At 36.6% G+C, this 11,949-nt stretch carries 11 protein-coding genes; 8 read left to right on the top strand and 3 right to left on the bottom strand.

Translation table 11 applies throughout. From position 1 onward, the window contains the following. Positions 1-49 precede the first annotated feature (49 nt). Genes WC623_RS05670 through WC623_RS05680 form a run of 3 tightly spaced genes read left to right on the top strand, consistent with a single transcriptional unit; the run spans position 50 to position 3,022 of the window. Positions 50-967 (top strand): glycosyltransferase, encoded by a 918-nt coding sequence (locus WC623_RS05670; RefSeq protein ID WP_372848811.1) that lies wholly within the window; start codon positions 50-52, stop codon positions 965-967. Between the two features lie 20 nt (positions 968-987). Then, positions 988-2,259, top strand: coding sequence for a glycosyltransferase family 4 protein (locus tag WC623_RS05675; RefSeq protein ID WP_372848813.1), 1,272 nt, complete (start codon positions 988-990; stop codon positions 2,257-2,259). A 13-nt stretch (positions 2,260-2,272) separates the two neighbouring features. Continuing rightward, complete coding sequence (locus WC623_RS05680) at positions 2,273-3,022, top strand: glycosyltransferase family 2 protein (protein WP_372848815.1); 750 nt, start codon at positions 2,273-2,275, stop codon at positions 3,020-3,022. A gap of 13 nt (positions 3,023-3,035) precedes the next feature. Here WC623_RS05680 and WC623_RS05685 read toward each other — a convergent pair whose 3' ends face one another. Genes WC623_RS05685 through WC623_RS05695 form a run of 3 tightly spaced genes read right to left on the bottom strand, consistent with a single transcriptional unit; the run spans position 3,036 to position 5,430 of the window. Then, positions 3,036-3,725, bottom strand: coding sequence for a YjjG family noncanonical pyrimidine nucleotidase (locus WC623_RS05685; RefSeq protein WP_372848817.1), 690 nt, complete (start codon positions 3,723-3,725; stop codon positions 3,036-3,038). A 54-nt stretch (positions 3,726-3,779) separates the two neighbouring features. Then, positions 3,780-4,424 (bottom strand): uracil phosphoribosyltransferase, encoded by a 645-nt coding sequence (gene upp, locus WC623_RS05690; protein WP_372848819.1) that lies wholly within the window; start codon positions 4,422-4,424, stop codon positions 3,780-3,782. Further along, on the bottom strand, positions 4,405-5,430 hold the full coding sequence (locus tag WC623_RS05695; protein WP_372848821.1) for a hypothetical protein: 1,026 nt from the start codon (positions 5,428-5,430) through the stop codon (positions 4,405-4,407). Before WC623_RS05695 ends, upp begins: the two co-directional genes overlap by 20 nt. Before the next feature lie 206 nt (positions 5,431-5,636). On the opposite strand from WC623_RS05695, the gene uvrB reads away from it, so the two are divergent. The 5 genes from uvrB to WC623_RS05720 all read left to right on the top strand — a co-directional run bounded on the left by uvrB (position 5,637) and on the right by WC623_RS05720 (position 11,894). After that, a complete protein-coding gene (uvrB, locus tag WC623_RS05700) occupies positions 5,637-7,679 on the top strand; it encodes an excinuclease ABC subunit UvrB (RefSeq protein ID WP_372848823.1) in 2,043 nt (680 codons plus the stop codon). A 9-nt stretch (positions 7,680-7,688) separates the two neighbouring features. Next, positions 7,689-7,889 carry a YwbE family protein gene (locus WC623_RS05705; RefSeq protein WP_372848825.1) on the top strand — a complete coding sequence of 67 codons (201 nt, stop codon included), beginning with the start codon at positions 7,689-7,691 and terminating at the stop codon, positions 7,887-7,889. Positions 7,890-7,986: 97 nt separating this feature from the next. Then, positions 7,987-8,247, top strand: a complete 261-nt coding sequence (locus tag WC623_RS05710) for a DUF4834 family protein (protein ID WP_349788350.1) — start codon at positions 7,987-7,989, stop codon at positions 8,245-8,247. Between the two features lie 107 nt (positions 8,248-8,354). After that, the gene (locus WC623_RS05715; protein ID WP_372848827.1) at positions 8,355-10,850 is read left to right on the top strand and encodes a hypothetical protein; all 2,496 of its coding nucleotides are present in this window, start codon (positions 8,355-8,357) and stop codon (positions 10,848-10,850) included. A gap of 189 nt (positions 10,851-11,039) precedes the next feature. Further along, the gene (locus tag WC623_RS05720) at positions 11,040-11,894 is read left to right on the top strand and encodes a UDP-2,3-diacylglucosamine diphosphatase (protein ID WP_372848829.1); all 855 of its coding nucleotides are present in this window, start codon (positions 11,040-11,042) and stop codon (positions 11,892-11,894) included. The last annotated feature ends 55 nt before the right edge of the window (positions 11,895-11,949 follow it).

Genomic DNA, 11,949 nt, shown 5'->3' on the forward strand with positions numbered 1-11,949 from the left:
TTTATTACGCTTATGAGCGTTCATTGTATAATTATTTAATCCATTGCGAATGCAAAAATTTGCCCCGATAGCCCTATTTGTTTACAATCGTCCAGAACATACACGTCGTACACTTAGTTTTCTTCAAAAAAATCATTTGGCTGAGGAGTCGAGACTATTCATCTTTTCTGATGGAGCAAAAGCTGGACAAGAAGAAAATGTAAATGCGGTTAGAGAGCTTGGGCATAGCATCACCGGCTTTAAGTCGGTAGAGGTAATTGAACGTTCACAAAATCTTGGTTTGGCAAATTCGGTAATTGATGGCGTAAGTAGATTAACCTCTACTTATGGTAGGGCTATTGTGTTAGAAGATGATGTATTGACTTCACCTTATACACTTCAATATTTCAATGATGCTTTAAATAGATACGAGGAACAGGATCAGGTGATGCATGTTACTGCCTATATGTATCCAATTCCTCATAAAGGACTTCCTGAGACTTTTTTTCTAAGAATAGCCAGTAGTCAGGCATGGGCGACATGGGATCGAGCATGGAAGAATTTTGAACCGGATATTGACAAGATTATTTCCCGATTTGACGATCAGCAAAAGCATCAGTTTGAACTGGAAGGCGGCATGAATTTTTGGAAACATATTATGGAATTTAAGCATGGCAGAAATAATTCATGGGCTATCAGATGGTATGCCTCTGTTTTTCTGAAAAAAGGCCTATCTGTTAACCCTGCTTTATCACTCATAGAAAATATTGGACACGATGGTTCTGGAGTTCATTCTGGGGTAAGTACAATTTATAAAGGGGCTGTTAACAATTTCAGAATTAATAGTTTTCCAGAACAATTGGAGGAATATAAACCCGGTTATCAGGCAGTGAGAAACTTTCTAAAACATCGCAAAGGAACTTATATTCAGCGAGGTTTACGATATTTGAATCATGTACTAACAAAAATCAAAATGAAACGCGCTTAGCGCATATAAGGAGGATAAGATTGAAGGTTTTACATCTGAATACTTATGAAGGAAATGGAGGTGCTGGAAGGGCTTGCCTGAGATTAAGTGATGCACTTAACGCTGTCGAAGTGTCATCAAAGGTGATGGTTTACTTTCAGTTCAAAGAGAGTACAAAAACAGGTACTTTTAGTAAGAATCTTTTTCAAAAATCCAGAGCAATTTTCAATATTCTCGCGGAGCGTTATTTATCTAAGGCAATATCTAAAGCTGTTAAAACTCCCTTCTCTATACAGTGGTTCGGACGATCCATAATTAACCACCCTGCTGTTAAAGAAGCAGATGTTATCCATTTACATTGGGTAAACCATGGATTTCTTTCCCCTAAGTTCCTTGCGCAATTGGATGAGTTGGAAAAACCGATTGTATGGACATTTCATGATAGTAATGCCTTTACTGGTGGCTGCCATGTAAGGTATGATTGTGAAAACTATCATAAGGAATGTGGCTTTTGTCCTCTACTTAGATTTAGTGGCAAAGATGACTTTTCTCATAAAAACTGGTTGCGTAAAAAAAAGGCATATTCTGAGTTAAACTGTCACATTGTAGCTCCCAGCAACTGGATGGCCAATTCAGTAAAATTGAGTAGTTTAATGGGCTTTCGGGAGGTTACAGTAATTCCTAATACTATTGAAACAAATGTGTTTAAGCCTTATGTAAAAGCGGAGGCTAAGAAAATGTTAAAGATTAATCCCGATAAATTTGTGATGATGAGTGGCTTTATGCCCTCACGAAATGATAAACATAAAGGCACATCTTACTTGATTGATGCATTAAATGACCTGGCTACAAGACCAGGCATCATTAAAGAAAATATAGAATTGGTGATATTTGGCAATAAGCCAAATGTTGAGATGCCTGTGTTTCCATTTAAAACAACTTTTCTGGGTGCCATAAATAATGATGATCACTTAGCAAAATGCTATTCAGCTGCGGATGTATTTATAGCGCCATCGCTTGAAGATAATTTGCCGAATACAGTGATGGAGAGCCTGGCTTGTGCAACACCGGTGGTTGCTTTTAAAACCGGAGGAATTCCGGATATGGTAAAGCATCTTGAGAATGGCTATCTGGCCGACTATAAATCAGCTGAAGACCTGGCTACAGGTATTGAATGGTTGTATCATGATGAAAATGCTCCTGATATTCAGAAAGAAGCAAGAAGAACTATATTAAATCAATTCTCTGAAGTTGTTATTGCAGAAAAACACTTATTATTGTATCAGTCCCTTATTGATTTGCAACCAAAATAATAGTTTTAAGCCCATGCAGCCAAAGTTAAGTGTAATCACTATCGTTTATAATAATGTTAAAGATATTGAACGCACTATGCTTTCGGTTTTAAATCAAACTTATCTCAATATAGAATATATCATAATTGATGGAGCTTCTACAGATGGGACAAAGGATGTGATTTACAATTATAAACCCAGACTTGCACAGTTTATTTCTGAACCTGATAAAGGAATTTATGATGCCATGAACAAAGGACTGTCATTAGCAACTGGAGATTATGTTTTATTTATGAACTCTGGAGATGAGATTTATGGATTAGAAACAGTAGCTGAGGTATTTGAAACAGCTGCTTCTGCAGATATTTATTATGGAGAGACAGAGATGTTTGATGAAAATTGGACGAGCCTTGGACAAAGAAGACATCATGCTCCGCTAGTGTTTAATTGGAGAAGCTTTAGATATGGGATGAATATTAGTCATCAGGCAATATATGTCAAAAGGAGCATTGCTGAACCATTTGATCTTCAATATAAATATAGCGCTGATATTGATTGGATCATCCGCGTGGCCAAAAAAGCTTCAAGCATTGTAAATACGCATGCTTATGTAGCAAAATACCTGGTCGGAGGTATTTCAAAGAAAAAACATATAGCTAGCCTAAAAGAGCGATTTAAGATCTTTACCAAGTATTATGGACTACTTCCAAATGTGATTAATCATGTGTTTATAGCCATTAATCTAGCACAGTACTTTGTTCGTCACCGTAAAACGAACGATTGATTTTTAAGAATGGTTAAAAATGAAGCAGGAGCTCTTCCAGATCATTAATTTGCCATTCTACATCACCTGGTTTTTCCTTTTTAAGTGGGTTAAAATAAATTGCCTTCATTCCAAAATCCTGTGCGCCACGAATGTCAGCTTCCAGGCTATCTCCAATCATAATGCTCTCATGTTTTTCTGCCTCGGCTTTATTTAAAGCGTATTCAAATATGGCCTTATGCGGTTTGTTTACACCAACATCTTCAGAAATAATCACATTTCTAAAATATGGATTCAGACCAGAGACATCCATTTTAGTCAAGGTAGTTTCTTTAAAACCATTAGAAATGATGTGTAGGGTATATTTTTCATAAAGATATCCCAATACCCTCTCCGAGCCTAGAAATAGATTGGTTTTTGTCGGGCTGATGCGGACATAATCTTCTTCAAACTGCATCGGAATTTTATCAGGTTTTATTCCAAGCTGTCTAAATGTTTTATGAAAGCGTTCAGATCTTAATTGTTCTTTTGTAATTCTTCCTACATGATATTCGGTCCAAAGCTGATGGTTGTTTGTCGTATAAGTATCAATAAAGTCCTTACAGGAGTGGAGGCCTAATTTCTCCAACTCATACAATTGATAAAGCTCTTTGAGTGTCTCTTCTGCATTTCGGTCGAAATCCCAAATGGTATGATCTAAATCGAAGAATATGTGTTTAATCATTTCAATTCATATTTTAAAAGCAAGAGAACCATTTTTAGTAACTTAGAAGTAGCCCTAAATTTTGGGCCCATAGGCCAAATCGCCTGCATCACCTAATCCGGGTACAATGTACGATTTACTTGTCATTTCTTCGTCAATAGCCCCTAACCATAGCTTTGCTTTAGGAAGATTCGCTCTTAAATGTCTTAACCCCTCTGAACTTGCAATGGCCGATACAATGTGTAGCTCTTTAATCTTGTACCTATTCATTAATTCTTTACAACAAAGTACGATACTCATCCCTGTTGCTATCATCGGGTCCGCCATAATTACTATACGATCAGTTAAATCAGGAGTTGAAATGTATTCAATTGCAATTTCCAGATTTCCACTTTTATGCACTCTGCGATAGGCTGCAATGAAAGCAGATGGCGCTTGGTCATAAATATTTAACATGCCTTTGTGCATGGGGATGCCTGCACGGGTAATGGTTGCCAAAACCGGCTGTGTAGCAAGTTTTACCGTTTTTGCTATACCTAAAGGGGTTTGAGTTTCTATTGGTTGATACTCCAGTGTTTTACTTATTTCCAGTGCAAAGAACTCGCCGAGTCTTTCCATGTTTGTACGGAAACGCATGGCATCTTTCTGAATGTTTTTATCCCTGATTTCAGAAATAAAAACATTTGCAATGGAATTGGTCTTACTGAGGTCGAATATCATTACTTAAAGATAAAAAAAATAAATTGCCATTAACCAGTTTCACGCTACTAACCAGTTCATTCATTTGTAACAACAATGCTTCAGGTGTTTTGTTCTTTAGTAAATTGAGATCTGTTGTTGCCACAGGATGTAGCAATAATTGAGTTTTTTTCTCTAATTGTAGATCGTACCAGTAAAAGGGTGTACAGGTGCCAGCTCTAAAGCCTGGAAAATCTGGGTAATACATGCTATAATCACTTTTTGTAGCATTTTTTAACAATTTAATATAGCTTTTAGGGATCTGCAATTGGCCAATAAAGTGATTATTGTATAGGCTAAGGCCATTAACAGTAGTTACGTGGTCAAAATCATTATTATGATTTATAATCTGCTTAATGGTGGCTATTTTGTCTTTTTTTGAATGTAACTTTTTGTCAATAAGTATTTTAATGAGTGTGGCGGTATTAGTGATAAAATTATTCTTTGCTTTTTTCTGTAAATGACGGATGAATATTGGTTTAAAAGAAAACTGTTTAGCTCCAAAGGTTAGATCGGGGAAACGCTTCAAAAGAATGTTTTTTAAGATTAATGCCCAATTGTCAATGATTGGGATTTTCAATAGTTTCAATTTATACTGTAAACTGTCTTTAAAAGGATAAGGTTCGCCATTTTTACTTTCATTATAAATATATTCTTCGTGTCGACTAAGAAAATAGAATGATGCAGCAAAAATATCAAAAGGTAGGATGCTTTTGGAGACTGAGAAAGGGACTTTCATTTCTCCAAAATCTGTTATTTTAATTCGCTGAGCTATAATCTTATGTTCATACAAAAGATGTTTGCTTTTGAAAAATAATTCATTTCCTATGGGCTGTTCTGCATAGCTCATTTTAGGTAAAGTCGATTGCAGGAATTCTTCTTTATTTATGGTAAAGTCTATTTCAGCCCTTAATATATCATTAAATATGAAGCTGAAAATGTATTTAATCCTTGGACTAATCAGGGGAACATAAATCAAAAGTTTCATCCGTTAGGGGGTTTCATATGAATTAATCGACTAGGGATGGCCAATATAAATTTAACATATAATGGTTAAATTATAGTGTTTTTCTTAATGATAATTTAAGGAGGCTTTGATAAATCCTTATATTTGATAGTTACGAACTGTACATCGTTAGCTATTAATGCTTCGCATGGGTTCGGATCTAACTTGTTAAATATAAAGATTTAAGGATGAAGTTTAATATTGTTTCTGATTACAAACCTACAGGTGACCAACCTGGTGCAATTAAGCAACTCGTAGAAGGTGTGAATAACGAAGAGCACTATCAGACATTGTTAGGAGTAACCGGATCTGGTAAAACGTTCACTATTGCAAACGTAATTCAGGAAACACAGAAACCGACATTGATTCTTAGTCATAATAAAACCCTTGCTGCACAACTTTATGGAGAATTCAAACAGTTTTTTCCTGAAAATGCAGTTAACTATTTTGTTTCATATTATGATTACTATCAACCAGAAGCTTTTATTGCAAGTAGCAATACTTATATAGAGAAGGATTTAAGTATCAATGAAGAAATAGAGAAACTAAGATTACGGACCACCTCGGCATTGATGTCGGGTCGTAGGGATATCATTGTTGTGTCTTCTATCTCCTGTATTTATGGTATGGGAAACCCTGAAGACTTCTCAAGATCAGTATTCCGTTTTTCTGTCGGTACCAGAATTTCAAGAAACTCATTTTTACACAGTCTGGTAGAGATTTTATATGCACGTACAACCAATGATTTTAAAAGGGGGACTTTTAGGGTTAAAGGAGATACGGTTGATATTTTTCCAGCTTACCTTGATAATGCTTACCGAATATCTTTTTTTGGTGATGATATTGAAGAATTGAGTGCAATAGATCCCGTAACCGGAAAAACTTTGGAAAAGCTGGAAGATATGGCTATTTATCCTGCCAACCTTTTCGTAACTCCAAAGGATAGATTCAATTCATCAATCTGGGGTATACAGGAAGAGCTCGAGGCTCGTAAAAATCAATTGGTAGGCGACGGACATTTGTTAGAAGCAAAGAGATTAGAAGAGCGGGTTAACTTCGATATAGAAATGATGAAGGAGCTAGGATATTGCTCAGGAATTGAGAACTACTCCAGGTTCTTTGATGGACGTACTCCAGGTATGCGTCCTTTCTGTTTGCTGGATTATTTTCCTGAAGATTATCTAATGGTAATTGATGAAAGTCATGTTACAGTGCCTCAGATCAGAGCGATGTATGGTGGCGACCGCTCCCGTAAATTATCTCTTGTAGAATATGGATTCCGTTTGCCATCAGCATTAGATAATCGCCCACTGAATTTTGATGAATTTGAAAGACTTGCCCCACAAACTATATATGTAAGTGCGACTCCGGCAGATTATGAGTTGCAAAAAACAGAGGGAGTGGTAATTGAGCAAGTGATTAGGCCAACAGGATTATTAGATCCTTTAATAGAAGTTCGACCGGCAATCAATCAGGTGGATGATCTATTAGATGAAATTGATAAAACCATAAAGCTCGGAGACCGTATTTTGGTTACTACTTTAACAAAAAGAATGGCTGAGGAGCTGACCAAGTATATGGATAGGCTTAATATTAAATGCCGCTACATACACTCAGAAGTAAAAACATTAGAACGTGTAGAAATACTAAGAGGTTTACGTTTGGGTGAATTTGATGTATTAATCGGAATTAACTTGCTGAGAGAAGGGCTGGATTTGCCAGAAGTGTCTTTAGTGGCTATTCTTGACGCAGATAAAGAAGGTTTCCTTCGTTCAGATCGAGCCCTGATTCAGACCATTGGACGTGCTGCAAGAAACGACAGAGGACGGGTAATTATGTATGCTGATAAGATTACTGATTCAATGGAACGTACTATTGATGAAACCAATCGACGCAGAGAAAAGCAAGTTGCTTATAATTTTGAACATGGGATTACACCCAAAACTGTAGGCAAAAGTAGAGAAGCTATATTGGAGCAAACTTCTGTGCTTGATTTTAGCTCTGGTGAAACAAAACGTGCAAAAGCTTATGTAGAGGTTGATGAGGTGAGTATGGCTGCGGATCCAATTGTTCAATATATGACCAAGGCTGAAATGCAGAAATCTATTGATAAAACACGTAGAGAGATGAGTAAAGCTGCAAAAGATATGGACTTTTTACTTGCCGCAAGATTGAGGGATGAAATGTTTGCAATGGAAAAAATGTTTGAAGAAAGATTTGCTAAGTCGTAAGTTTGTAAGATGGACGGAAAGAGCAGAAAAGATATATATCCAGGATTGGAAGTAGATATTATCCTTAAAAAAGATCAAAGAAGTGGAAAGTTGACTAGAGGGATTGTGGCAAGTCTGCTTACTTCGGCAGCATTTCATTCCCGCGGAATAAAGGTGAGGCTGGAAGACGGACAAATCGGCAGAGTAGCTGCAGTGATGAATGACAATTAAATGGGTGGTATTGTAATTGTTATGCAATAAACAGGACGGTATTGTAATATTGAAATTTCGGATCCGTCTAACATTATATACTTATTAAAGAAACAAAATGGGATTTATAAAATTCATATTAATCACCTTACTGATCATGTATATCATACGAATTATTCTTCGTCTGGTATTTCCAATGGTGCTTAGGAATATGTTCAATAAAGTACAACAGCAAGCACAAAATCAAGCCCAAGGTCAATCAAGACAACAAAATACAAAACCAGAAGGATCTATCTCAATTGACTATGTACCTCCAAGTGCTAAAACAGGTAAGACCGATAAATTGGGAGATTTCGTAGATTATGAAGAGGTAAAATAGCTGTGCTTTAGCTAGTTAAAGATTTTTCTTAAAAAAATCGTCCAAGGCTAAAAAAATAAATCATTTTATCTAAGTTTGGGGTTAGTTTAATCTTAAACAAACCCTTAATGAATAACTGGTTTAAAGCGAATGGCATTCATCTGGCCATAATTGGATTTTTTGTAATCATTTGTTTCGTCTATTTCAGCCCTGTATTACAAGGCAAAGCCCCTGCTACGAGTGACGTTTTGGCTGCCAAAGCCATGCAAACGGAGATCATGGACTTTAAAGCTAAAGACGGCAAGGCTCCATTATGGACCAATCAAATGTTTGGTGGTATGCCTGCTTATCAGATCTGGGCGCAGTATGCCTACAATGGAGCATCTTACGGAATCAGGCTTATTGTAAATACATTTCCAAGTCCGATAGGTACTGTTTTATTGTTATTAACAGGTGCTTACTTCATGTTTATAGTATTAAGAGTAAATCCTTGGCTGGCCGCTGCAGGTGCAATCGCATTTGCATTTACCATGTATAATTTTGTGTTGATCTCCGCTGGTCATAATAATAAAGTATTGGCAATTGGCTTTTTTGCACCCATCATAGCTGGCTTTATTTTAACATTGAGGGGCAAATATTTGTTGGGGGGTAGTCTGACCGCATTGTTCTTAGCCTTAATGATTAGGGCTAATCACGTGCAGATGACTTATTATCTATTGCTGTCTATTTTGATATTTATGGGTATTGAGTTATATCATGCTTATAAAGGAAAAAAATTACCCGCATTTGGAAAAGCTGTTGGTACCTTATCTGCTGCGGCTCTCTTAGCAGTAATGGTAAATGCTGGTGTATTGTGGACAACCGCCGAGTATGCAGGCGAAACTAATAGAGGTAAATCAAATTTAACTGCAGCCCCCGGTGATGGCGGATCAAGCAATGCAAAGGCGAAGGAATATGCCTATGGTTGGAGCCAGGGTGTTGGAGAGAGTTTTACTTTCCTGATTCCAGATCTTTATGGTGGTGCCACAAGTATTAATGAGCTTGTTAAGCCAGAAAGTCACATGTATAAAGCAATTTCAGAACTTACAGGTGGGGATCCTAATCAAACTACTCAGGCCATACAGCAACTGGCTGGAAATCTGAATATGCAGCAATATTGGGGTGAAAAACCAGGCACATCGGGAGGGTATTATTTTGGGGCCATTATATGTTTCCTTTTTGTATTCGGATTGTTCATAGTAAGAAGTCCAATGAAATGGTGGATTGTGGCAACCACAGTGTTATTTATCCTTTTGTCATTCGGAAAGAATTTCCCATTTATATCTGATCTGTTCTTCGATTATTTCCCATTGTATAGTAAGTTTAGAGCTGTAGAATCAATTTTAGCTGTAGTAGGACTAATGGTCCCTCTATTGGCTATTCTAGCTGTTAAAGAAGCGCAGGATGGAAATATTGATCAAAAAACATTGGTTAAAAAATTGCAATTGTCTGCTGCAATTACTGGAGGTTTTGCATTGATAGTTGCAATTATGCCGACTTTATTCTTCAGCTTCACTACAGTCAATCATGCTGAAATTGTTCAGGCTTTATCACAAAGTGTTCAAAATAATACTGCACTTGCGCACAAGATAGCGAATGCTCTGATCGATGACCGGATAGCGATTGCACGTTCTGATGCCTTTCGTTCATTTATCCTGATCGCTATTGGCTTCGGTTTGGTATGGGCATTCATTACGAAGAAGATGAGCGTTACAATGGCCTGTGGCCTATTGGCGGCTGTTGTATTGTTTGATATGTGGCAGGTAGATCGTCGTTATCTAAACAATAGTAACTTTACTACTAAAAGTAATATAACGAATCATTATCAGCCGAGAGATGTTGATACATTTATAGCTGCGGATAAAGATCCTAATTTTAGAGTGTTGGATTTAACAGTCAGTACTTTTCAGGACGCAAGTCCTTCGGCTTTTCATAAGACTATTGGTGGTTACCATGCCGCTAAATTGAAAAGATATCAGGAATTAATAGAGCATCAGTTTTCAAAAAGTATAAACCAAGATGTTTTAGATATGTTGAATACTAAATACATCATCACCCAGGATCAGCAAAACGGCTCTTACAAAATGCAACGTAATTCGACAGCAGCAGGAAACGCCTGGATTGTACCTCATGTTCAATTTGCTAAAGATGCTGATGAAGAAATGAAAGCAATCAGTAGTTTCGATCCAAAGAAAGAAGCAATTGTTGATGTAAGATACAAAAGTTTGTTAGATGAAAAACGTTTAGGTCCAGGAACAGGTGCTTTAATAAAATTGGACAGCTATAATCCTGATCATTTGATTTACAGCTATAGTGCACCTACCGACGTAATAGCCGTGTTCTCTGAGATTTATTATGATAAGGGATGGAACATGTATGTTGATAATGTTAAAAAACCGTACTTCAGAGCCGACTATGTTTTACGCGCTGCTCAATTACCAGCTGGTAACCATAAGGTTGAGTTTAAATTCGAACCTGTTTCTTATTATATGGGTGAGAAAATATCATTGGCAGGCTCTATATTATTGTTTGCATGCTTAGGATTCGCATTTTATTCAGAAAATAAAAATAAAAAGACTGCTTAATTTTTTTCATATTTCGCAGTCGTCTTAAAAAGGTTGTGTCATCAATTAAAAGATGAGCAACCTTTTTTTATGCTTTTAAAGCTCCGCTTTAATTACCTTCCTTCTCTTAATATTTAATGTTCTCTTAATGCCTTGTTAATTTAGTCCTTGCACTTTTGTAGCGTAAAATAGTATGCAATATGAATCCGCATGACATCTAAAAGAGAACTAGATATTGCCGTAATCTCGGATGTACACTTAGGCACATATGGCTGCCATGCTAAAGAATTGTTAAAATACCTTAAAAGCATCAAGCCTAAAATAATCATTCTAAATGGCGATATTATCGACATCTGGCAGTTTAGTAAAAGATATTGGCCTGAGACACATATGAAAGTGGTTCGAAAGCTCATGAAATTTGTAGTAGAAGGAGTGCCTGTTTATTACCTGACAGGTAATCATGACGAGTTGTTGAGGAAATTTGCTGACATGAACCTGGGTACATTTCACATTCAAAATAAGCTAGTACTGGAATTGGATGGTAAAAGAGCATGGTTTTTTCATGGAGATATATTTGATGTAACGATGCAACACTCTAAATGGCTGGCAAAATTGGGGGCGGTAGGATACGACAGCTTAATTTTGATCAATAGTTTTGTAAACTGGTTTTTGGTATCGGTTGGGAGAGAAAAAATGAGTTTCTCTAAACGAATTAAAGCCCAATTCAAAGATGCTGTGAAGTTTATCAATGGTTTTGAAAATACCGCGGCTGACTTAGCTGCTGAAAATGGTTACCAATACGTGGTATGTGGGCATATTCATCAACCCGAAATGAGAGAGATAGTCACAGAAAATGGAAAGGTAACTTATTTGAATAGTGGTGATTGGGTTGAAAATCTTACCGCACTTGAGTATTATGGTCAATCATGGAAAATATTTAGGTATGATCAAAAAGACTTCCAAAAAGATGATGTTGAAGAAGGGGATTTGTCTGATAGCGAAGATCTGCGTAGTAAGCTAGACGTCAATATTTTGTTGCAAAAAATTAAGTTAGAAATTGTTTGAGGTTAAAACCATTACAAAAAACAAATATATATTTCAACGAAAATTACAGATATTC

The sequence above is a fragment of the Pedobacter sp. genome, from assembly GCF_041645105.1.
Classification (GTDB): Bacteria; Bacteroidota; Bacteroidia; order Sphingobacteriales; family Sphingobacteriaceae; genus Pedobacter.